This window comes from Sporolactobacillus sp. PKPK-6 (assembly GCF_056678885.1).
In genome coordinates this window covers 1,864,495-1,888,371 of the sequence record NZ_JBWXPA010000001.1, presented here as the reverse complement: position 1 = coordinate 1,888,371, position 23,877 = coordinate 1,864,495, and the positions used below count along the sequence as shown (strand labels likewise).

The following is a 23,877-nucleotide window of genomic DNA, read 5'->3' as shown; positions in this document are numbered from 1 at the left end:
TCCGATTTTTAATGAAGAGGCGTGCTCTTTAATGAGGCGTCTCTTTTTCCATATTTGAATTATGCCGCATCATTGGGTATACTGCTGTTCAGACAGGAGGGATATCTGTGTGCACGGATGACGAACGTTTTATGGAGCTCGCAATTAATGAAGCCGGTAAGGCGGAAGCGATCGGCGAAGTACCGATCGGCGCGGTAATTATTCAGAACGGTGAAGTGATTGCACGGTGCTATAACAAACGCGAGACGCTGCAGGAGCCGACAGCACATGCCGAACTGATGGCAATTGAAGAAGCAAGCCGAGAACTCGGAACATGGCGCCTATCAGGATGCACACTCTATGTCACTCTGGAACCGTGCCCGATGTGTGCCGGCGCCATTGTCTTATCACGCATCGACCGCTTGGTCTTTGGCGCGGCAGATCCCAAGGCGGGATGCGCAGGCACTCTGATGAATCTGGTCCAGGAGCCCCGCTTCAACCATCGTACCGAAGTCGTCGCCGGAGTGCTTAGTGATCGGTGTGGCCGGATGCTCACAGATTTCTTTCGAAAGCTGAGAGAGAAAAGGAAGAAAACAAGTAGTGAGTCCCAAAACGGTAGCTCCTCTTAATGATGGACGGAAAAATAATATATGTGTTGATTGAAACCCCTCTAGAAAAAAATAGAGAGGTTTTTTGGTAGAACCAAGCTTGATGTGCTACGTTTTTTGACGATCGGCGTCTTTAATGTTCATTGAACCTGAAATTGAATCCTAACGATTGATTATCCGTACAATACTCTCTAAATTTGTAAAAGATGGGATGCCATTTTGCATGAGCGATGTGCTGACCATCCAGCAAGCAGGAATCGACATAGCTGGTTAAAACTTGTGCTTCAATAATGGCAAAGTCTGTTCTTGAATTAATTTTATTGACTGCCAATTCAACTTGAATGCCGCATTCTTTAATTTTTTCTGGCTTGACGAACAAACTGTGGTCTGCCGTGAAACCGCCCAATTCAAATTTATTCGAGCAGTAGTGATAGCCGCGTTTTTTCTTATACTCGGGAAGACTTTTTTTACCAGTCGTTTTCGCAATAGCTTCGACCTGGGTCCACAATTGTCGGTCAGGTACATTTAAGACCAGTTCCGGTGTATTTTGCAGATTATCAAAACATTTACTGTTTTGGCTGATTCCCAAAACGACTTGATCACTTAATGACCAAACGGAAGAAACGGGTGTGATGTTGGTCGTGCCTGTTTTCTGGTCCCAACTCGTCAATAAAGCTACAGGAAATCCATAGTAAAGACTATTTAATTGTGTTTTGATATGCGCCATCGGTATGCTCCTCTTCATTTAACATGGTATGCTTTATTTTATAAAGGAAACATATCGAATGCGTTCGAGATGAGGAAATGATCAATGCAGACACCAGATAGTTCAGTAGTTACCAATCTATTAGGAAATACCCATCGTACAAAAATTTTGGTTTTTTTGATGGATAACCGTTTTCATACGGTCAATGAAATTACTAGAGCAACAACCTTAAAGGCAAATACTATTTCCTTCCATTTGGCTAAATTAACAGCTCAAAATTGGTTAGAAAGTTATGTTCAAGGACGCTGGCATTATTTTCGACTAGCCGATCGACAAATTGCAGATTTAATTGAGCAGATTTTAGTGGTTTCCCCACAAAAAAACGTACATTCTTTTAGGGAAAACCAACAGCAAGCCGCTTTGCAGAATGCTCGAACGTGTTACAGCCACCTTGCTGGAAAACTGGGTGTCGTGCTCATGCAGCAACTAGTGGAAAAGAACTGGATTACTCAAGAGCGAGCTGGACTAACCATAACCTCTAAGGGCTTTGCTTTGCTAGAAAAACACTTTGAGATTGTTTTTACTGATCATGAATGCCGGCAAAATGATTTAATTCTGCCATGCATCGATTGGAGCGAACGTAAATTTCATTTAAAAGGCTTAATGGGCAGGCGTTTGTTAGAAGCCATGTTTGATCAAGAATGGCTCTATCGCCCTAATCAAACTCGAGCTGTGGCCTTAACGAAACGGGGAAAACAGCAATTTAACGAATTATTTAAATGAATCTTCGCGAAATCAGGCATCATCAATTTCTTGGGTGGCAAATCTTTTAATAAAAGAGACGGATTGTGTTGTAAAAGTGATTTTATAATGGGGATATACAGTTGTTGTGCCTTCTTGCTCTCTCTTAATTTTTATGTTAAACTAACCATCGTCGTAACGATTTATGAAGCAAGCATGAATCTGAATTGAAGCAGTTACGGTATTTGGCTGTGGAGGCGTACCCAAGTGGCTGAAGGGGACTGACTCGAAATCAGTTAGGGCGTCGTTCGGCGCCGCGGGGGTTCAAATCCTCTCGCCTCCGCCATTAATTTGTTAGAAAATTAGCCGTGCTAGATGGGGAGGTAGCGGTGCCCTGTAACTCGCAATCCGCTGTAGCGAGGTTGAATTCCTTTCACGAGGTCTCGGCATTGTGGGGCAGCCTCAAGTACGTGGTGTTGACGCTTGGGTCCCGCGCAACGGAAACTCATGAACCCTGTCAGGTCCGGAAGGAAGCAGCAGTAAGTGAGACCTTTCGTGTGCCGCGGGGCTGCCTGGGCTGAGCCGGCGGCTTGAGAAGCGCTCATGATGTCTTGATCGACGAAAGGTGCACGGCGTTAAAAATAATTTTGCAAGAGCTGTCGAAGCTGATCTTCGGCGGCTCTTGCTTTTTCGTGCAGAAAGATTTGTGCCGCAGTTTCTTTCAATCACAGTAACCGTTATAATGAACGTATATCATTAACGCCGAGCGTATTCGGTAAAAGGGGGAAGAAGATGGCTTATCAGGCGCTTTACAGAGTCTACCGGCCTCAAACTTTTCATGATTTGGCCGGGCAGCAGCACATTGCCCAGACTCTCCAGAACGCGCTGACAAAACAGCAATTTTCTCACGCTTATCTATTCACCGGACCGCGCGGGACAGGGAAGACAAGCGCCGCTAAGATTTTTGCGAAGGCGATTAACTGCGAACATGCGCCGGCTGCCGAACCGTGCAATGAGTGCGCGGCCTGCCGGGGCATCACGAGCGGGAGCATTGCCGATGTCATTGAAATTGATGCCGCGTCGAACAATGGCGTGGATGAGATACGTGATATTCGCGACAAGGTAAAATATGCGCCGAGTGAAGTCCGTTACAAAGTTTATATCATTGACGAAGTGCATATGCTGTCAACAGGTGCCTTTAACGCGCTGCTTAAAACGCTGGAAGAACCGCCGGAACATGCTGTTTTTATCCTTGCGACAACTGAGCCTCAGAAAATACCGCTCACGATCATTTCTCGCTGCCAGCAATTTGATTTCCGCCGCATCCCTTCATCTGAAATTTTTGAGCGGCTGCGTTTTGTCGTCCAAGATCAGAAAATTGATGCGGAAGACGAAGCACTTCAACTGATTGCTAAGGCAAGTGAAGGCGGAATGCGTGACGCACTAAGTGTATTGGACCAAACTGCCGCTTACAGCGAAGCAACGGTTACCGTTCAAGATGTTCTTGATGTGACGGGCATGGTTGCCGACCAGATGGTTCGTGAATTAATTGAATTCCTTGAGGATAGCAATGCAGCAGGAGCGATTGGGAAAATCGGCGAACTTTTGGAACAGGGCAAGGATCCGCTGCGGTTGATGGAGCAAATGATCTTCTATTATCGAGATCTTCTGCTTTATAAAACGTCTCCACAGCTTGAAGACTTGTTGAGTCGTCCACGAGTTGACGATGATTTCCGCAAGCAAGCGGAAAATGTTCCGTCCGACAGGCTTTTTCAAGTCATCAATCAGTTGAACAGTGCACTTCTTGACATGAAAAGGACCAACCATCCGAGAATTTTGCTTGAGATGGCTGTTGTTCGATTGTGCGAGCATTCAGAGACAATGAGTGGGGCGGCAGCGGGTTCTTCCGACTCTTCTGCCCTGCAGAAACGGCTCAACGCGCTGGAACAACAGGTTCATCAATTGTCCGTTGCATCTCCTGCTGCGTCTCGTCAAGATCCTCAACCGGAATCAAATCATGCGCGCGCGCCGCGCAGAAACAGCAGTCTGCGCATTCCGACCGCGCATATTAATCGTGTCCTTGAGGATGCGACAAAAGAGGATTTAATTGAACTGCGATCGGTATGGGCAAAGGTGATGGCGAAGATTCGTTCGGAAAATGTGGCGGCACATGCTTGGATGCTGGAGAGTCAGCCCGTAGCAAGCTCCGCGGAAGGTTTTGTGCAAGCTTTTAAATATGATTTTCATTGTCAGATGGTCATGGAAAACAAAAGTAATATCATGGGGTTAGTCCAATCCATTGTTCAGGACGTGACAAAGAAACAGAAAACCATGTATCCTATTCCTGAGGATACATGGAAAACCCTGAAGAAAGATTTTATTGAACGTTCGAAATCAAATCCGGACAATGACGGCAAGAAAGAGGAGGAGGATCCTCTTATTGCAGAAGCAAAAAAGCTGGTCGGTCCCGATTTGCTCGATATTAAAGATTAATCAATAGTGGAGGCGATTGACATGATGCGAGGAAATATGAACAACATGATGCGTCAGGTACAGAAAATGCAAAAACAAATGGCTGAGGCTCAGGATAAATTAAAAGAAGAGATTGTAGAAGGAACAGCCGGAGGCGGCGTTGTTACGGTCAAGGCAAGCGGACAAAAGCAGATTGTTGACGTGGCAATCAATCCGGAGGCTGTAGATCCGGACGACGTGGAAATGTTGCAAGATCTCATTGTGGCTGCAGTAAACGATGCACTTGCGCATGCGGATGAACTGGCGCAAAAGCGGCTTGGCAAGTTTACTCAGGGGTTGAATCTTCCTGGAATGTAATTGAGTCAATCGATCGGGCGGCGAATTCCGTGACTAGATAAAACGGAGTTCGCTGTCCGTTCATTATGAGCTTTCTTGACAACAAGCGGAAGGAGATCGGTGATGCAGTATCCTGAACCGATTGCGAAATTGATCGACAGCTTTATGAAGCTTCCGGGAATCGGCCCGAAAACAGCGGTGCGCCTCGCGTTCTATACAGTTGATATGAACGAAGAGGATGTCATGGGCTTTGCGCGCGCGCTAGTCGATGTGAAACGAAAATTAGTCTATTGTTCGGTATGTCAGAACATTAGTGATCATGACCCGTGCCCGATCTGCGATGATTCTTCGCGAGACCATTCTACCATTTGTGTTGTACAGGATCCAAAGGACGTGGTAGCCCTTGAGAAGATGCGTGATTACCATGGCTTATATCATGTGCTGCATGGTGTTATCTCACCAATGGACGGCATTGGTCCGGAAGATATTAAGGTCGCCGAACTGATTCGCCGACTTGAAGATGAAAAAGTTAAAGAAATTATCCTTGCAACCAATCCAACGGTTGAAGGCGAAGCGACGGCGATGTATATCTCGCGTCTTGTAAAGCCGATCGGCGTCAAAACGTCACGTATTGCTCATGGACTGCCGGTAGGCGGTGATTTGGAATACGCGGATGAAGTGACACTTTCTAAAGCATTAGAAGGGCGAAGAGAACTCTGATTAAGGGTATCGTTCGCGGCTTTGATGTTTATCAGGAAGGTTAAACGGAATTATTGGAGATGTTAGCGATGTTTGGCCGAAAAAAAGGTGTATTGCGTAAGGAAATGAATGAATCACTCCTTGGACTGCTCGAACAATGCAAAACCGAGTGGATGACAAAGAAAAGAGTGATTGATGCCAGTATTGATCCATCCGATGAGGTCATGCATCAGCTGAAACTCGCGGAAGCTAAATATTTCTACTTACTAAAGGAAATTCGCGCGCAAAAACACTTCATAAATAAATAAGGTTCTAAAAGGGACATGCGTTCATACCTTTTATAAACGGGAATCATTGGGGACAACCTATGGCTTTTCTATTATATTAGGTGAGGAGGCGTGTCTTTTGACCAATTATATCTATATAATTGTCGGCATTATTATTTTGTTTCTTGTGGTCATGGCCGCAGGTGCTTCGTTCCATCCTGTAAAATGGATAGGCAAGTTGGCAGTTCGTCTTGTGGTCGGTGCATTGCTGCTCTTTCTGCTGAATGTTATCGGCGAATCATTCAGCATGCATATTCCAATTAATTTAGCGACGTCGGCAGTCAGCGGACTCCTTGGGCTACCTGGTATCGCTGCATTAGTTATTATTAAGTTCTCGCTGGGCGGATAAGTGGGGGCTTTTTATTTATAATCTATAGATTGCAGCATGCTGGCTATAAACGATTCTAAAAAAGTTTCTTCTAATGTATATGCACGCTCATGTAGCTGTTCATTGCCGTCACGACAGAGACTTTGCCAGAGGAGAAGTTATTTTTTTTATGTTTATTGTTTTTGATAAAGGGGTATTGACTTACTATACATCGAATGATATGATGTTTCTTGCCGTGTTTCGGAGGACAAAAAAAGTTGTTGACGAGATATTGAATCTATGTTAAGATATTTCTTGTCGCTGAAACGCGATGAAAATGAATTAAAAAAAGATGTTGACTTCCTGATAGAAACGTGTTATTATTTAAAAGTTGCTGTTAGGAACGATGCAACGAAGAATGTTCCTTGAAAACTGAACAAAAGCCAAGCGTGATATAAGGGTTTTAAACCCCATAATCAATTCAATTTTGCTATGGATCTTATGAACGAAAAAGTAAGGCCGGATCTAGTATCCGACATCAAGTAACACTTTTTGGAGAGTTTGATCCTGGCTCAGGACGAACGCTGGCGGCGTGCCTAATACATGCAAGTCGAGCGCATAGAAGGGAGCTTGCTCCCGGAAGTGAGCGGCGGATGGGTGAGTAACACGTGGGTAACCTGCCTGTCAGACTGGGATAACTGTGGGAAACCGCAGCTAATACCGGATAATCCCCTGCACCGCATGGTGCAGGGCTGAAAGATGGTTTCGGCCATCACTGACAGATGGGCCCGCGGTGCATTAGTTAGTTGGCGGGGTAACGGCCCACCAAGACAGCGATGCATAGCCGACCTGAGAGGGTGATCGGCCACATTGGGACTGAGACACGGCCCAAACTCCTACGGGAGGCAGCAGTAGGGAATCTTCCACAATGGACGAAAGTCTGATGGAGCAACGCCGCGTGAGCGAAGAAGGTTTTCGGATCGTAAAGCTCTGTTGCCGGAGAAGAACGTGCGGGAGAGGAAATGCTCTTGCAGTGACGGTATCCGGCCAGAAAGCCACGGCTAACTACGTGCCAGCAGCCGCGGTAATACGTAGGTGGCAAGCGTTGTCCGGAATTATTGGGCGTAAAGCGCGCGCAGGCGGCTTCTTAAGTCTGATGTGAAATCTTGCGGCTCAACCGCAAACGGTCATTGGAAACTGGGAAGCTTGAGTACAGAAGAGGAGAGTAGAATTCCACGTGTAGCGGTGAAATGCGTAGATATGTGGAGGAATACCAGTGGCGAAGGCGGCTCTCTGGTCTGTAACTGACGCTGAGGCGCGAAAGCGTGGGGAGCAAACAGGATTAGATACCCTGGTAGTCCACGCCGTAAACGATGAATGCTAGGTGTTAGGGGGTCCAACCCTTAGTGCTGAAGTTAACACATTAAGCATTCCGCCTGGGGAGTACGACCGCAAGGTTGAAACTCAAAGGAATTGACGGGGGCCCGCACAAGCAGTGGAGCATGTGGTTTAATTCGAAGCAACGCGAAGAACCTTACCAGGTCTTGACATCCTCTGACAAGTCTAGAGATAGGCCGTTCCCCTTCGGGGGACAGAGTGACAGGTGGTGCATGGTTGTCGTCAGCTCGTGTCGTGAGATGTTGGGTTAAGTCCCGCAACGAGCGCAACCCTTGATCTTAGTTGCCAGCATTCAGTTGGGCACTCTAAGGTGACTGCCGGTGACAAACCGGAGGAAGGTGGGGATGACGTCAAATCATCATGCCCCTTATGATCTGGGCTACACACGTGCTACAATGGGTGGTACAAAGGGCAGCGAAACCGCGAGGTCGAGCTAATCCCATAAAGCCACCCCCAGTTCGGATTGCAGGCTGCAACTCGCCTGCATGAAGCCGGAATTGCTAGTAATCGCGGATCAGCATGCCGCGGTGAATCCGTTCCCGGGCCTTGTACACACCGCCCGTCACACCACGAGAGTTTGTAACACCCGAAGTCGGTGCGAGAACCTTTATGGACTCAGCCGCCGAAGGTGGGACAAATGATTGGGGTGAAGTCGTAACAAGGTAGCCGTATCGGAAGGTGCGGCTGGATCACCTCCTTTCTAAGGAAACGATCAATAGCGAAGCGCTTGGACTTTTGTTTGGTTTTGAAGGAATCATTCCTTCACCGGCGTGCCGAAAGGCAGCCTTGAACCTTGAAAACTGGATAACGAAAGCAACGAAAGAAAGTCAAGAAACATCCAAGAAGATTATTGAATTGATCTTACGATCAAGAAACTAATCATGAATGTGGCGGATGAGGAGCAATATTTTCATCGTCAGTGGTTAAGTTTTAAAGAGCGCACGGTGGATGCCTTGGCACTGGGAGCCGATGAAGGACGGAACGAACGCCGATACGCTTCGGGGAGCTGTAAGTAAGCTTTGATCCGAAGATTTCCGAATGGGGGAACCCCCTATCTTGAACAGATAGGATGCTCTGCTGAATCCATAGGCAGAGTAAGGCAGACCCGGGGAACTGAAACATCTCAGTACCCGGAGGAAGAGAAAGCAAATGCGATTTCCTGAGTAGTGGCGAGCGAAAGGGAAACAGCCCAAACCAAAGAGCTTGCTCTTTGGGGTTGTAGGACACTCCACATGGAGTCAGAAATGCACGTTTCAGGCGAACGACCTGGAAGGGTCGGCCAAAGAAGGCAAACGCCCTGTAGCCGACGGAACGTGCACTCCGGAGTGGATCCTGAGTACGGCGGGACACGAGAAACCCCGTCGGAATCCGGGAGGACCGTCTCCCAAGGCTAAATACTCCCCAGTGACCGATAGTGAACCAGTACCGTGAGGGAAAGGTGAAAAGCACCCCGGAAGGGGAGTGAAAGAGATCCTGAAACCGTGTGCTTACAAGTAGTTGGAGCCCCCTTCGGGGGGTGACAGCGTACCTTTTGTAGAATGGACCGGCGAGTGACGATTCTAAGCAAGGTTAAGCTGAAGAGGCGGAGCCGCAGCGAAAGCGAGTCTGAATAGGGCGTTTTAGTTTAGGGTTGTCGACCCGAAACCGTGTGATCTACCCATGTCCAGGGTGAAGTTCAGGTAACACTGAATGGAGGCCCGAACCCACGCATGTTGAAAAATGCGGGGATGAGGTGTGGGTAGGGGTGAAATGCCAATCGAACACGGAGATAGCTGGTTCTCCCCGAAATAGCTTTAGGGCTAGCCTCGGATGAGTGAGACTTGGAGGTAGAGCACTGATTGAATAAGGGGTCCCCACAGGATTACCGAGTTCAGTCAAACTCCGAATGCCAAGCCCTTACGTCCGGGAGTCAGACGGCGAGTGATAAGATCCGTCGTCGAAAGGGAAACAGCCCAGACCGCCGACTAAGGTCCCTAAGTTTGTGCTAAGTGGGAAAGGATGTGACGTTGCCCAGACAACCAGGATGTTGGCTCAGAAGCAGCCACCATTTAAAGAGTGCGTAATAGCTCACTGGTCGAGTGGCGTCGCGCCGAAAATGTAACGGGGCTAAGCACAGCACCGAAGTCGCGGATGACCGTAAGGTCATGGTAGGGGAGCGTTCCAAGGGCATTGAAGATGTGCCGTGAGGCATGTTGGAGCGTTTGGAAGTGAGAATGCCGGTATGAGTAACGAAAAGAGAAGTGAGAATCTTCTCCGTCGAAAGCCTAAGGGTTCCTGAGGAAGGTTCGTCCGCTCAGGGTTAGTCGGGGCCTAAGCCGAGGCCGAAAGGCGTAGGCGATGGACAACAGGTTGATATTCCTGTACCAGCGTTTCACGTTTGAGTGATGGGGGGACGCAGGAAGGTAAGGCGAGCGCACGGATGGAAGTGTGCGTTCAAGCCGCGAGGCCGGCAGCGAGGCAAATCCCGCTGCTATCCGCCAAACGGTGATGAGGAGGGAACTTAAGTACCGAAGCGCCTGATCCTACACTGCCAAGAAAAGCCTCTAGCGAGTGAAACGGTGCCCGTACCCAAACCGACACAGGTGGGCAAGAAGAGAATTCTAAGACGCTCGGGAGAACTCTCGTTAAGGAACTCGGCAAAATCACCCCGTAACTTCGGGAGAAGGGGTGCTCGTCGGACCTACGGGTCCGATGAGCCGCAGTGAAAAGATCCAAGCGACTGTTTACCAAAAACACAGGTTTCTGCTAAACCGTAAGGTGATGTATAGGGGCTGACACCTGCCCGGTGCTGGAAGGTTAAAAGGAGAGGTTATCCTTCGGGAGAAGCTTTGAATTGAAGCCCCAGTAAACGGCGGCCGTAACTATAACGGTCCTAAGGTAGCGAAATTCCTTGTCGGGTAAGTTCCGACCCGCACGAAAGGTGTAACGATTTGGATACTGTCTCAACGAGAGACCCGGTGAAATTATAGTACCTGTGAAGATGCAGGTTACCCGCGACAGGACGGAAAGACCCCATGGAGCTTTACTGCAGCTTGATATTGGATGTGGGTATCGTTTGTACAGGATAGGCAGGAGCCTTGGAAACCGGACCGCTAGGTTCGGTGGAGGCATCGGTGGGATACTGCCCTGACGATATCGACATTCTAACCCTGAACCGTGATCCGGTTCGGAGACAGTGTCAGGCGGGCAGTTTGACTGGGGCGGTCGCCTCCTAAAAGGTAACGGAGGCGCCCAAAGGTTCCCTCAGAATGGTTGGAAATCATTCGCAGAGTGTAAAGGCACAAGGGAGCTTGACTGCGAGACCTACAAGTCGAGCAGGGACGAAAGTCGGGCTTAGTGATCCGGTGGCACCGCATGGAAGGGCCATCGCTCAACGGATAAAAGCTACCCTGGGGATAACAGGCTTATCTCCCCCAAGAGTTCACATCGACGGGGAGGTTTGGCACCTCGATGTCGGCTCATCGCATCCTGGGGCTGAAGTAGGTCCCAAGGGTTGGGCTGTTCGCCCATTAAAGCGGTACGCGAGCTGGGTTCAGAACGTCGTGAGACAGTTCGGTCCCTATCCGTCGCGGGCGTAGGAAATTTGAGAAGAGCTGTCCTTAGTACGAGAGGACCGGGATGGACACACCGCTGGTGTACCAGTTGTTCCGCCAGGAGCATACGCTGGGTAGCTATGTGTGGACGGGATAAGTGCTGAAAGCATCTAAGCATGAAGCCCCCTTCAAGATGAGATTTCCCATGATTTTAAATCAGTAAGACCCCTTAGAGATGATGAGGTTGATAGGTCTGAAGTGGAAGCACCGTGAGGTGTGCAGCGGACAGATACTAATCGGTCGAGGGCTTAACCCAGAAGAACTTGGATTCACTTGTTTTGTTTCGATTGCTTTCGTTACCGGTTTTGAAGGCTCATGCGAGCCGGAAGTCTGGCGGTCATAGCGAAGAGGTCACACCCGTTCCCATCCCGAACACGGTCGTTAAGCTCTTCTGTGCCGATGGTAATTGGGGGCTGTCCCCCTGTGAGAGTAGGTCACTGCCAGGCAATTGAAAAACACGCATTTCTCAATTTTGAGAGGTGCGTGTTTTTGCTTTCAAAAAAACCAATTTTTTATTTCTGAAAGGTTGAGTGCATCCCCAAGTTTGTAAACGACTTTTATGCTTGATATAAAGCCTTTACTATAGTTGTTATGTGGTGAGTCGGTAAAAATTAGGTTAAATTTATTTTTGGACTCTAAATAAAGCAGATTTTTCCCAGATCAAGATGTTTTAAAAAGCGGGTTTACCTTTGTGTACCCAGACCATTATAGTGTGAAGCGAAAAATTCAAAGGAACTAAAAAATTTTGTGCATGGATTCATAATTGGTTCACAGAGACCAGTTACACTTAGAAAGTCATCATAGTATGATTCATTTAAGTATTGAAATTATGTTTTATGAAGAATGGAGATGAAGTATATGATTCGTTTGGCTAGATATTTGCGGCCTTATCTGTGGCCGGCATTGTTTTCCGTCCTCTTTGTATTCCTGCAATCATTGGCTAACTTGTATCTGCCGACCCTAATGGCAGATATTGTTGATACGGGCATTGTCAGAGGCGATATGCCCTATATTTATAAGATGGGTGCATATATGCTGCTTGTGACGCTTGCTGCAGGGGTTCTGACCGTTCTCGCTAATTATTTGGCGTCCAAGGTAGCTTCCGGATTCGGACGCGATGTGCGAAATAAAATGTTTGCACATGTCGAGACATTTTCATTAAAAGAATTTGATCAAGTAGGTACGAGTTCACTGATCACGAGGACCACAAATGATATTGCACAGATTGAACAGGTTTATATGATGATTCTCAAGATGATGACGATGGCACCGCTGATGTGCATCGGGGGAATCATCATGGCAGTGTACAAGGATGCAAAGCTTTCGCTTGTGTTAGTGGTGACGCTGCCGCTCTTGATTGTATCAATTCTTTTGCTTGCGCAGAAGGGTCTGCCTTATTTTAAAAAAATCCAGAAAAAAATGGACCGGCTTAATTTAATCTTGCGTGAGGAATTGACAGGCATTCGTGTCATTCGTTCCTTTAACCGAACAAAACATGAGATTGATCGCTTTGATGATGCAAACAAGGATATAACGCAGACGTCTATTCGTATCAATCAAATTATGTCAGCTGCGATGCCGCTCATGATGCTAATTATGAATCTATCGATGGTTGCTATCGTCTGGTTTGGCGGGTTGCGAATCAACAGCGGGTCGATGCAGGTCGGTGATCTAATGGCATTTATCCAATATGCGATGCAAATTATGTTTTCGGTCCTCATGGGAGCGATGATGTTCATCATGATCCCCCGTGCGCAAATTTCTGCGACACGTGTCAATGAAGTACTCGATATTCGGCCGGATATTAAGGATGCAAAGAGTACTGCATTAGTGAACAATGATGATAACACACAAGGCGTGGAATTTCGAAATGTCACGTTCAGTTATCCGGGGGCGGAAAATCCGGCATTAAACGACATATCATTTATGGCACGAACCGGAGAAACAACTGCCATTATCGGTGGAACGGGTGCCGGAAAATCAACACTGCTTAATCTTATCCCAAGGTATTTTGACGCAGTGAGTGGCAGTGTGCGAGTCAACGGAGTCGATGTAAAGACCATTTCTATTGAAAAGCTTCGTCGAATGATTGGTTATGTCCCACAAAAATCAGTACTCTTCTCTGGAACCGTTGCGGAAAACATTCGCTATGGAAATGAGCGGGCTACTGATGAAGAAATTAAAGAGGCAGCGCGCATTGCCCAGGCGGACGAATTTATTCAGGAGATGAGTGACAGCTACGATTCGGTCATCGCACAAGGCGGTAAAAATGTCTCCGGAGGCCAGAAGCAGCGTCTGGCAATCGCTAGAGCATTAGCACGCCAAGCGGATATCTATCTTTTGGATGACAGCTTCTCCGCACTCGATTATCGTACCGACGCGCGGCTCAGGGCGGAGCTTGGACGGATGACGCAAACGGCAGCTTTAATTATCGTTGCGCAGCGAGTCAGCACCGTTCTGCATGCGGATAAGATTATTGTCCTCGATGACGGAAAGATTGTTGGTGAAGGCACGCATGCCGAGCTGATGGAAACATGTGCCGTATATCAGGAAATTGTCGCATCGCAATTGGAGAAGGAGGAACTGGCATGAGTGATACTAAGAATAATCGACGTGCCGGCGGATTTGGTCCCGGACATATGAGGATGCCTGTGCAAAAGCCAAAAAATTTTCGGAAGACATTTCGCCGTCTGATGGGTTATTTGAGACCGCATTATGCGGTGCTGATTGCGGTATTTATAACGGCTGTTCTCAGCACAATTTTTACCATTATTGCCCCAAAATTAATGGGGAATGCGACGACAAAGCTTTTTGAAGGCATGATGATGAAAATGAAAGGTGTACCGGGCGCCCATATTGATTTTAATTATATATGGGGGATCGTGATCACACTTGTTCTTCTCTATGTACTCAGTTCATTGTTCACGTTCATCATGCAGTACTTGATGAGTGGTGTTTCGCAAAAAATGGTCTATAAGCTGCGCAAGCAGGTCAATGAGAAGCTGGCTGGGCTGCCTGTCAGCTATTATGATGCGCATCCATACGGGGATGTGCTCAGCCGTGCAGTCAATGATTCGGAAAACATCAGCAACACATTGCAGCAAAGCCTTACGGCGTCGATTACATCGATTATCACGCTTGTCGGTGTTATCGTGATGATGCTGACGATCAGTCCGCTTTTGACCTTAGTGCTGCTTGTGACGATTCCGCTCAGCTTTATTGGGATCGCGCAGATTACGAAACGTTCACAAGGCTATTTCAAACAGCAACAGGAGCAGATTGGGAAGCTCAACGGTCATGTTGAAGAAATGTTCACCGGTCATCAAGTGATTAAGGCATTCGGAAAGGAACGCGAGTCGGTAGGGAAATTTGAATCGATTAATGGTAAGCTTTACAATTCCGCATGGAAGGCACAATTTTTGTCTGGAATTATGATGCCGATGATGATGTTTGTCGGCAACATCGGCTACGTTCTGATCTCAGTGGTCGGCGGTATTTTAGTGATCAATCGGTCTATTCAAATCGGCGATATTCAAGCGTTTATTCAGTACGCTCGTCAATTTGGCCAACCGCTCAACCAGATCGCTAATATATCCAATATTATTCAATCGACGATTGCGTCCGCAGAACGCATCTTTGAGATTCTTGATGAAGAAGAGGTATCGAAGGATGATGAGGCATCGGAGCCACTGCAGCTGCCGAAAGGGCATGTCGCTTTCGATCATGTAAACTTCAGCTACAAAGAAGATCAGCCGCTGATTGAGGATATGACGATTGACGTGAAAGCAGGTCAGTCAGTAGCCATTGTTGGACCAACTGGTGCGGGCAAGACAACGCTCGTCAATTTGCTCATGCGCTTCTATGAGGTGCGCAAAGGGAAAATTACTGTTGACGGCACAGATATCCGATCGATTAAACGGGAACGGCTGCATCAGCTCTTCGGCATGGTGCTGCAGGACACTTGGCTGTTTAAGGGGACCATTCGTGAGAATATTGCTTATGGACGCGCGGGAGCGACGGAAGAAGAGATTGTGCGCGCTTCTGAAGCAGCTCATGCCGATCATTTCATCCGTACCCTGCCGGAGGGCTACGACACTGTTTTGAATGAAGAAGGCAGCAATATTTCTCAAGGGCAGAAGCAGTTGCTGACGATTGCACGGGCAATCCTCGCTGATCCGGTCATTCTCATTCTTGATGAGGCGACCAGCAGTGTTGATACGCGTACTGAGGTTCATATCCAGAAAGCGATGAATACGCTCATGAAGAATCGCACAAGCTTCGTCATAGCACACCGTTTGTCGACCATTCGAGAGGCAGATCTGATTCTCGTGATGAATCACGGTCATGTTATTGAACAAGGCACGCATCATGAACTGCTTGAGAAACAAGGATTCTATGCTGATCTGTACAACAGTCAATTCACTGATGAAGAGAAGCATTTGGAAATCGGATAATTTCATGTAATCTAAGCAATCGGACTGCGTTCCGGTTGCTTTTTTTTCTGTCTGCAATCTTTTTTTCGTTTTTTGTTTTACTTTGCGGGCAAGTATATTAAACTCTTTACAGTGGAGTAAAGAATAAAGCGAGGCAAATCAATGGCAAAAAAAATTGTGTTTACCGGCGGCGGTTCAGCGGGACATGTGACCCCGAATCTGGCGCTTATTGATGAATTGAAGGACTGCGAGGTTACGTATATCGGTTCAAAGACCGGGATCGAAAAAAATTTAGTGCAGGCACATGGAATCGACTATCGTGCCATTTCCAGCGGCAAATTACGCAGATATTTTGATCTAAAAAATTTTAAGGATCCGTTCAAGGTGCTTGCGGGTGTAATGCAGGCATATCTGATTTTGAAAAAAATTAAACCGGATGTCATCTTCTCTAAAGGCGGTTTTGTATCGGTACCGGTAGTCATCGGCGGCTGGATGAACCGAATTCCGGTTTATATTCATGAATCGGATATAACGCCTGGACTGGCAAATCGAATTGCGATTAAATTTGCCACCAAACTTTTTGTGACGTTTGAGGAAGCCGGGGCGCATCTTCCGAAGGACAAAGTCGTGTATACCGGGGCGCCGATACGCGATGTACTGCGCAAAGGGGATCGAAGCAAGGGTTTGGAATTTCTCGGTTTTCAAGGAGAAAAACCGGTGCTGCTTATTATGGGCGGCAGTCTTGGCGCAAAGAAAATCAATGATGTAGTCCGTCAGCTGCTGCCTGAACTACTGAAAACGTATCAGATTGTACATCTGTGCGGCAAGGGGTATATAATTCCCGAACTTGGGTCCACAGAAGGATACAGGCAGTTTGAATTTATCGATAAGGAACTGCCGGATGTCATGGCAGCTGCCTCAATTATTTTATCAAGATCCGGTTCCAATGCAATTTTCGAGTTTCTGGCACTAAAAAAACCAATGATCTTAATACCGCTGCCGCTGCGCGTCAGCCGCGGTGATCAGGTCCTTAATGCTAAATCCTTTAAAGAAAAAGGATTCTGCGAAGTACTCGACAATGATTCGCTGACGCCCGATGAATTGAAACAGACCCTTTCCATGGTTTATAAAAATCGATATGACTACATTGATCGAATGGCAAAGGCGCAAAATGCGACACATGGAATTCAGAATATATTAAAAGAACTAAATCAAGATTAAAAAGCAGGCGCCGGAAAATCCGAGCGTCTGCTTTTATACAATATCAGCTAATTTTTTTACGTCCACATCAACCTTAAGATTTTGCCGCGGGGTGCCGTGGTAAACACCTTTGACGGGTACGATATCCTTGTAATCCCGTCCATAGGCAAGTATGATGTAGCGCCAGCCGACGGGCACATCGTTTGTCGGGTCAAATCCTGTCCAGCCTACATCAGGGATGTAGGCCTCGATCCAGGCATGCGAGGCTTGTTCGAAGTCCGCGTTGCCGCCGCTTAAATCCGATATGTATTGATAGCCGCTGACATACCGCGCGGGAATGCCGAGGCATCGGCAGAGCGCAAGCATCAGATGAGCGAAATCCTGGCAAACCCCTCTGCGGATTTTGATCATTTCATCGATTTTCGTTTGTACTTGTGTTGCGGCGGGATCGTAAATGTATTCCTTCTTAATTGCCGTTGTGACTTCAGCCAACAGCTGTGATAAGGATTCAACTGAACCGGACAAAAAACGATGAGCGATCTGCTGAACATCAGTTGTGTTTTGCGTGTAGTCAGTCGGTGCCAGATACTCGGCAAACTGATCCTGGAATGCATCGCTTTTCATGATTGCTTGCTCTTGTTCAAAAGGAAGAATGCTTGTTCGAGGCGTCATAGCATCGCTGGTGACGACCACTGAGCGTGCGGTAATGGTCAGTTCCGTATGCGGCTCTGAAATGGAAAAGGCATGCACACGGTTTCCAAAATAATCTTCATAGACAAAGAGCGGCGCATGGGGATAGGTCGTAATCGAGTGCTGATAGCAAGACTGACTTCCATTCGTTCGCGGAGAAAGACGAATTTCATTGACACTGTCTGCCACTTCGCCGTCGTATTGATAATGAGTTGTATGCTGAATTTGAAATTTCATTGTTTGGCGTGGCTGCTTATTGAGAAGAATGGATCAAAAAGACAGCACGCTGACCCCCTTTGCAGAAAACATTTGACCGATCGCCGCTCCGATCATGTTGCAGCGTCGAACTTCAAGGTCGAGAAAATCGGCTACTCCTGTTCGAGCGATTTCGGAAGGATCCATATAATCGAGTTGGGCGTGCATCTTACCAATTGATTTACGCACATTCTGAATAGTAGGCGAGATACCGCCGCGGAATTCGGAGAGCTTGGCAAGGTGTTCGTTCAAGTGATAGAGCGAAAAACGTGTCGATCTCGGAAATACGGGACTGAGCATTAAAAATTCGAGAATGCTGTTCGTCGAAATTTTATTGGAGAGGCACTTGCGGAAGGCTTCGTAGCCGCTGACAGATTTCAGTAGAGCGAGCGCATCGCCGTACGGCAGTTCCATTCCATTTTGGCAATAGACGACGCGCAGGATGCGCAGCGTGTTCTCGGCGCGCTCTAAATATTTTCCCACCTGAAGCATCTGCCATTCCTGACCACGCAGCATGGTTGATCCGGCTATACCTTGAAACAGTGCGGTCTGGTTCTTGATCTGCTCAAAAAATGTGTGCGGGTAGATGAGCAGATTCTCCAATTTTTGTTCATTCAACCACAGGTGAAAGCTGTTGATTGCATCCCACAGTTCGCTCGGGAGACGTTCACGAATTGCCTGCGCATTCCCGCGTGCGCTCGTCACGCAGGATCGTATTGAATTTGTATTTGCTTGATCAAAAATAATGGTGTTGAGCACGGAGGACTCGTTATAGGCAAGATTCTGCTCTTGAAAAGCGTGCACATCCGCCAGCGTTTCAATAAGTTCCTTCCACGGATATTGTTCCCGCTCAGTGTGTGTGGATTGGCGGTGGTAGTCGACATCAATGAGGCGGGCGTGATTTTCGATACGCTCCAGATAACGCCCCAGCCAGTATAATGATTCAGCGATTCTACCGATCATGCGGATCCCCTCTTATTTGCTTCTGAATTTTATTTCTTGCCCATCTATCTCCGCTTGAGTGGAAAATGGGATGGAGGTGAGCGTTCCGGTATTTCTGTTTTACACAAGATGAGAAACAATCCCTTATTTTTTACCGCTCTCCGGGACAACTAGAGTCGCGCAGAAGGGATTAAACGATCCAAGTGTCTTTGCTGCTCCTAGAACTAATGAGTCGCGCAGAAGGGATTAAACGATCCAAGTGTCTTTGCTGCTCCTAGAACTAATGAGTCGCGCAGAAGGGATTAAACGATCCAAGTGTCTTTGCTGCTCCTAGAACTAATAAGTCGCGCAGAAGCGATTAAACAATCCAAGTGTCTTTGCTGCTCCTAGAACTAATGAGTCGCGCAGAAGGGATTAAACAATCCAAGTGTCTTTGCTGCTCCTAGAACTAATGAGTCGCGCAGAAGGGACTAAACGATCTAAGTGTCTTTGCTGCTCCTAGAACTAATGAGTCGCGCAGAAGGGATTAAACAATCCAAGTGTCTTTGCTTCCTCCGCCTTGCGACGAGTTAACAACGAGCGAACCCTTCGTCATGGCGACGCGAGTCAGTCCACCGGAAATAACAGAAATTTTCTTGCCCTGGATGATAAACGGGCGAAGATCGATGTGCCGATCTTCGATGTGGCCGTCGGTAAGCGTCGGAACGGCAGAAAGATTGATGGTCGGCTGAGCAATATATCGATCCGGATGTTCCAAAATCTTTTTCCGGAACAGGGCAACCTTCTCAGGCGTGGATTGCGGACCGATCAGCATGCCGTAGCCGCCGGATAACGATGTTTCTTTGACCACCATTTTTTCCAATTGATCCAGAACGAATTCTCGGTCTTCTTTTTTCTCTAAATGATAGGTGGGAACATTTTTCAATATCGGTTCTTCATGCAAATAATAGCGGATCATGTCCGGAACCTTGGTATAAACGGCTTTGTCATCAGCAACGCCCGTTCCCGGTGCATTGGCGATGGCCACATTTCCTGCTCGATAGGCGTTCATCAAACCGGCTACGCCAAGCAGTGAATTCGGGTTGAAGGCAAGCGGATCAAGAAAATCGTCATCAAGCCGGCGATAGATCACGTCCACTTGTCTCAATCCCTCAATCGAATTAATGTACACTTTTTGGTCTACGACGCGCAGATCTGGTCCCTCGACGAGTTCGATGCCCATTTGCTGTGCCAGGAAAACATGCTCAAAGTAGGCAGAATTGTATCGACCCGGAGTCAAAAGGACAATGCAGGGATCCTGCTTATGATGCGGTGCCAGATCGTGCAACGCTGTAAGCAGATCCTGAGTACCTTGCTCGATGCTTTGAACGTTTGAGGAAAAATAGAGTTCAGGGAAATAATGCATCATAAGCGAACGATTTTTAAACACATAAGAAAGACCGGACGGTGTCCGCAGGTTATCTTCAAGTACATAGTAGGCGCCGTGTTCATCACGGATCAGATCAATGCCCGAAAGAGCGATATAGACATTCTCAGGCACTTCGACATTGGCCATTGCCGGCAAAAAATAGGGATTATTCACGATATGTTTTCTAGAGATCAAACCGTCCTTTATAATCTGCTGCTGATGATAGACATCATGAATAAAATGATTCAGTGCACGTACTCGCTGTCTGAGTCCGGCACTTAGTTTTTCCCAATCATCATGTGAAATAATTCTTGGTATGATGTCGAAAGGAATGATACGTTCACTTGCTTGATTTGCCGTGTACAGTTGAAAGGTAACGCCTTGACGCACCATCTGTTGTTTGATTTCTTTGGAGCGATCCAAAAGCTCGTTCTCTCCAAGTGTCTGCAGACAATCAAACAATTTCTGATAGTGCGTCCTGATCCGACCGTCCGGCAGAAACATTTCATTAAAGCAGGTTGTTTTCGAATGGTCGATCGTAAACATGGCAAACTCGTCTCCCTTAAGGAGGGCTGTTGCGGCAATATTAGTTGTGCCGCAATGCGAACAGACGCAAACCCAATGAATTTTATTGAATTTTTAAACACAGATATAAATAAAAGGACTTAAAGAAATTTAGGTAAGTGATCGGATAAATAAAGGATCTTCGACTAACAGTAAAGGATCTTTCGCTAAGTACGCGTACGTCCTGTACACAACGCGAAAGTCATCACCTCCTGTGAAAGTACATCCTATGAGCAACGTCGAAGCCACCGCAGCCTGCGGAAGTGCATCTTGTAGCATATCCGGCATTTGGCCATCCCCGCGGGGACAATTAAATTTTCTAATAATTTTAATAAATTATAATCATTGTTCTACCATGCTGTCAATGCTTGTTAACCAGTGTGAATGATTAATTGTGAGCTTTTGTGCCACATACACGGGGCAAGCCCAAAAAACATACATTAGATAAAGCAGAGACGCACATCATTTTATTAAAATAAGACGGGAAACTAGTTTGCTAGCTGATTGATGAATAGTTTTTGAATGAATGGAGAAACTGAGTGTGGAGGTGACGAAAGATGGCAATGCGCGAATTGAATCAGGCGAAGGAAGCATGCTTGATTTGCGGACGCGAAGATGTTAAAGGTATTCATATCTGCAATCAACTAATCTGTGACTCTTGTCAGAAAAAAATTGTGGAAACCGATGTGACGGATTGGAAATACAAATTTTATATGAATAAATTAGCAAAGCTTCAGATCGGCCAAAAGGGACAGTTGATGGAAACAGCAGTGGGTCATGCAGGATCGGGAGGAGAAGCAGGCAAATGATGATGCTTCTTTTTTTTGCAATGAAGACGCATAATTATAATTACATCTTATTAATGAAAAACCATGGACATTCCTTATATTCTAACCTCTGAAAGCCTAAGAGAACAGCCCCAGACAGTAAGCAGAGTAGCAAAAGAGGCTCGAGACCCTTTCTATTCTCTCATATCAATGATTCATCTCTTCCAGCAAAATAAATGTATATTCGTATCCGACTTTTCTTTTTTCCTGCGTGATTGCTATTTTATGAGCGGCTCATTTTTGCTACACTGAATGCAAAGGGGGCCTCCCGCATTATGGAGAAGAGGTTCTCTAGTAGTACGGAGGTGCGGGCAGTGGCTGTCAATTCAAAACTAAGAAAACAGATGATGCCTTTGGCAAGTCTGGTTTTTTCCCTGCTCGCGGCGATGGTTCTGTTAACGATTAGGCGTCAAAGCAGCGACCCGATTCTCGACAATGTCCTTCCTTTTTTCTTTTTCCTTTTTTGTTTTAGCCTTGGACTCTATTTATGGTTCATGAATAAGCGTGCGAAAGGCGAACGTACGCTGATCCTGTGTTTAGCGGATATCAGCCTGTTATGGTTTGCATGGGGTGCCGGCCGTACGCAACACGAACGTTTTTTTTGCCTTATTCTCTATCTAGTTATCTTTTATTCTGCACTTATCTTGTTCATGCAGGTGCTTCAAAACTATTTTTCCTATTGGGGCCTTAACTGGATGTCCGGAAAAGTCAAAATTGCCCTGATCGGCAGCGCTGCATCAACGTTTGTGCTCTTTGTGTTTGCAAGCATGACACATTATGCAGGTGTACGATCATTAGGTATGCTTTTTGTGGCGGCAGTGATGATTCTTGCGATTGTCTTGGCTATTCACGCTTCCAGACACTATAATGAACCCGCGCACAGGCCGATGCTGCAGACACTACTGCTGGGCTTGGTGGTTTCATTGATTCCCAATCTTGTGCTGTCGATTATTCCTTCAATTATTCAAGATGAGTTCATTTTTCGTCCGCTCGCGGGCATTTTTCTATTCATACTGCCCCTTGTCCTTTTTTATATGATCGTCTCTGATCGCTTCTTGGACCCTGCCTTTGTAACGACTAGCGTCATTTACTGTGCGATGATCGCGGCACCGTCATCTTTTTTACTTGGAACAGCCTTTTATGCACTGAACAGATGGAATTTAATTACCTATGACGGTGTTAATGATTACCGCTTCGTTATTGTTTCTTTTTTTGCCATCTTTATGATTCTTTATATAAAGCAATACCTGGATTATTCACTCAGGAAGAGACTTTATCCCAAACAGCAGGATGCGCAAACGAGTATAAACAGATTTTTGCAATGGATGAAAACGGATTATGATTTGGGAGATATCGACAGAATTATCAAACGGGAGATGGAGGCAACCCTGCCTGTGGAAGACGTCCGCATGTCACGGACCGAACATAATGAATCAATGATGGGGACGTTTGACACAGAAAACGACTCAGCAACCAATCAGACAAAGGAGGGTCTGGGCAAGCTCTTCGCGACTCAAGATGGATTCCGTATTTTGCTGTACGAGAATGTCCGTAGAAAAATTGTACTTATGGGTAAATGGAAAATGCCAAGGAGGCGGTTAAACCCCGATGAACGTGTCTGGTTGGAGACGTTAATTAATTATATACAGATCGTCATTGAAAATTTGGCAAATACAAAGGATATGCTGGAAAACCTGGAAGGTTCCTCCGTCTTAAGTACATCCGTGCCGCTCACCGTTAAAAAAATGATGCTGCGCATCTCAGAACGTGAGCGATGGAAGCTGTCGCGCAGTCTTCATGATCAGAATATGCAGGATCAGCTTGATATTGCCCGTCAGCTTGATGCATGGGGGGCAGGCGCCGATAATCCGGAGTCAAAGGCGCTGATGGTGAAGTTTCGCGAGCAGATTCTGGACAGCATCTATGTGCTACGTCAGGTGATCAATGATCTTCATCCGGAGTTTATCTATCGAACGGGTCTTAGAACAGCACTTATTGAACTCTTTAATAAAGTGAATTTGCGAGCCGATTTTACACTTCGCTGGGCGGTTGACGAACACTTGGACGGATTTCAGCGTGAATGGGAAATGGCCGTTTATCGTGTGGTTCAGGAGCTTTTAAATAATGCGCGAAAACATTCGCATGCCCGTCTTGTTACGTTAAGTCTGAAAAAAGAAGGCGGTCTGTTTACGCTGAATTATGCTGACGATGGCGTTGGCCTGGATGTCGCTAAAATCGGCAAATCCTTCGGAACAATGGGTTTTCCGGGGATGATCGGTCGAGTAGAAGGTCTTGGCGGGCGCATTAATATTCGCTCGGAAAAAGGAAAGGGCGTAGAGATTATCATGCAATGGACAAGCAAAGAGGTCTATGCCGGATGACTGTGAGAGAGG

At 46.7% G+C, this 23,877-nt stretch carries 16 protein-coding genes, 1 tRNA gene, 3 rRNA genes and 1 other RNA gene; 17 read left to right on the top strand and 4 right to left on the bottom strand.

Features of this window, described 5'->3' with window-relative positions; translation table 11 throughout:
• The first annotated feature begins 107 nt into the window (after window positions 1-107).
• Window positions 108-608 (top strand): tRNA adenosine(34) deaminase TadA, encoded by a 501-nt coding sequence (gene tadA, locus AC1MBV_RS09295; RefSeq protein WP_255748657.1) that lies wholly within the window; start codon window positions 108-110, stop codon window positions 606-608.
• 112 nt (window positions 609-720) lie between these two features.
• On the opposite strand, the gene AC1MBV_RS09290 is transcribed toward tadA, so the two are convergent.
• Window positions 721-1,314 (bottom strand): flavin reductase family protein, encoded by a 594-nt coding sequence (locus tag AC1MBV_RS09290; protein ID WP_480948126.1) that lies wholly within the window; start codon window positions 1,312-1,314, stop codon window positions 721-723.
• A gap of 84 nt (window positions 1,315-1,398) precedes the next feature.
• Between AC1MBV_RS09290 and AC1MBV_RS09285 the strand changes: the two genes are divergently transcribed.
• The 14 genes from AC1MBV_RS09285 to AC1MBV_RS09220 all read left to right on the top strand — a co-directional run bounded on the left by AC1MBV_RS09285 (window position 1,399) and on the right by AC1MBV_RS09220 (window position 16,819).
• The gene (locus AC1MBV_RS09285; protein ID WP_255748655.1) at window positions 1,399-2,076 is read left to right on the top strand and encodes an ArsR/SmtB family transcription factor; all 678 of its coding nucleotides are present in this window, start codon (window positions 1,399-1,401) and stop codon (window positions 2,074-2,076) included.
• Between the two features lie 211 nt (window positions 2,077-2,287).
• Window positions 2,288-2,380, top strand: a tRNA-Ser gene (locus AC1MBV_RS09280).
• Between the two features lie 20 nt (window positions 2,381-2,400).
• Window positions 2,401-2,667: signal recognition particle sRNA large type (gene ffs, locus AC1MBV_RS09275), an RNA gene on the top strand.
• A gap of 159 nt (window positions 2,668-2,826) precedes the next feature.
• A complete protein-coding gene (gene dnaX / locus AC1MBV_RS09270) occupies window positions 2,827-4,527 on the top strand; it encodes a DNA polymerase III subunit gamma/tau (protein WP_255748654.1) in 1,701 nt (566 codons plus the stop codon).
• Between the two features lie 21 nt (window positions 4,528-4,548).
• Complete coding sequence (locus AC1MBV_RS09265; protein ID WP_370646080.1) at window positions 4,549-4,863, top strand: YbaB/EbfC family nucleoid-associated protein; 315 nt, start codon at window positions 4,549-4,551, stop codon at window positions 4,861-4,863.
• A 102-nt stretch (window positions 4,864-4,965) separates the two neighbouring features.
• Window positions 4,966-5,562, top strand: coding sequence for a recombination mediator RecR (gene recR / locus AC1MBV_RS09260; RefSeq protein ID WP_255748653.1), 597 nt, complete (start codon window positions 4,966-4,968; stop codon window positions 5,560-5,562).
• A 68-nt stretch (window positions 5,563-5,630) separates the two neighbouring features.
• Window positions 5,631-5,849, top strand: coding sequence for a YaaL family protein (locus tag AC1MBV_RS09255; protein ID WP_255748652.1), 219 nt, complete (start codon window positions 5,631-5,633; stop codon window positions 5,847-5,849).
• Between the two features lie 97 nt (window positions 5,850-5,946).
• The gene (locus AC1MBV_RS09250; RefSeq protein ID WP_255748651.1) at window positions 5,947-6,216 is read left to right on the top strand and encodes a pro-sigmaK processing inhibitor BofA family protein; all 270 of its coding nucleotides are present in this window, start codon (window positions 5,947-5,949) and stop codon (window positions 6,214-6,216) included.
• Between the two features lie 507 nt (window positions 6,217-6,723).
• Window positions 6,724-8,272 (top strand): 16S ribosomal RNA (locus tag AC1MBV_RS09245).
• A 221-nt stretch (window positions 8,273-8,493) separates the two neighbouring features.
• A 23S ribosomal RNA gene (locus AC1MBV_RS09240) occupies window positions 8,494-11,421 on the top strand.
• Between the two features lie 73 nt (window positions 11,422-11,494).
• Window positions 11,495-11,611 (top strand): 5S ribosomal RNA (rrf, locus tag AC1MBV_RS09235).
• Together the 16S, 23S and 5S rRNA genes form the textbook arrangement of a ribosomal RNA operon.
• Before the next feature lie 412 nt (window positions 11,612-12,023).
• Window positions 12,024-13,757, top strand: coding sequence for an ABC transporter ATP-binding protein (locus AC1MBV_RS09230; RefSeq protein ID WP_480948125.1), 1,734 nt, complete (start codon window positions 12,024-12,026; stop codon window positions 13,755-13,757).
• Window positions 13,754-15,619 carry an ABC transporter ATP-binding protein gene (locus AC1MBV_RS09225; RefSeq protein WP_480948124.1) on the top strand — a complete coding sequence of 622 codons (1,866 nt, stop codon included), beginning with the start codon at window positions 13,754-13,756 and terminating at the stop codon, window positions 15,617-15,619. The genes AC1MBV_RS09230 and AC1MBV_RS09225 overlap by 4 nt, the downstream gene beginning before the upstream one ends.
• A gap of 141 nt (window positions 15,620-15,760) precedes the next feature.
• On the top strand, window positions 15,761-16,819 hold the full coding sequence (locus AC1MBV_RS09220; protein ID WP_255749762.1) for an undecaprenyldiphospho-muramoylpentapeptide beta-N-acetylglucosaminyltransferase: 1,059 nt from the start codon (window positions 15,761-15,763) through the stop codon (window positions 16,817-16,819).
• Between the two features lie 33 nt (window positions 16,820-16,852).
• Here AC1MBV_RS09220 and AC1MBV_RS09215 read toward each other — a convergent pair whose 3' ends face one another.
• From AC1MBV_RS09215 to AC1MBV_RS09205, 3 genes are all read right to left on the bottom strand, one after another.
• Window positions 16,853-17,725, bottom strand: coding sequence for a transglutaminase family protein (locus tag AC1MBV_RS09215; RefSeq protein ID WP_480948123.1), 873 nt, complete (start codon window positions 17,723-17,725; stop codon window positions 16,853-16,855).
• Between the two features lie 33 nt (window positions 17,726-17,758).
• The gene (locus AC1MBV_RS09210) at window positions 17,759-18,706 is read right to left on the bottom strand and encodes an alpha-E domain-containing protein (RefSeq protein WP_255749765.1); all 948 of its coding nucleotides are present in this window, start codon (window positions 18,704-18,706) and stop codon (window positions 17,759-17,761) included.
• A 505-nt stretch (window positions 18,707-19,211) separates the two neighbouring features.
• The gene (locus AC1MBV_RS09205) at window positions 19,212-20,639 is read right to left on the bottom strand and encodes a circularly permuted type 2 ATP-grasp protein (RefSeq protein ID WP_480948122.1); all 1,428 of its coding nucleotides are present in this window, start codon (window positions 20,637-20,639) and stop codon (window positions 19,212-19,214) included.
• A gap of 575 nt (window positions 20,640-21,214) precedes the next feature.
• Here AC1MBV_RS09205 and AC1MBV_RS09200 point away from each other — a divergent pair.
• Both AC1MBV_RS09200 and AC1MBV_RS09195 read left to right on the top strand, forming a co-directional pair.
• On the top strand, window positions 21,215-21,466 hold the full coding sequence (locus tag AC1MBV_RS09200; RefSeq protein WP_480948121.1) for a sigma factor G inhibitor Gin: 252 nt from the start codon (window positions 21,215-21,217) through the stop codon (window positions 21,464-21,466).
• Window positions 21,467-21,798: 332 nt separating this feature from the next.
• Entirely contained in the window at window positions 21,799-23,865 is a 2,067-nt protein-coding gene (locus tag AC1MBV_RS09195; RefSeq protein ID WP_480948120.1) for a sensor histidine kinase, read from the top strand.
• Window positions 23,866-23,877 lie beyond the last annotated feature (12 nt).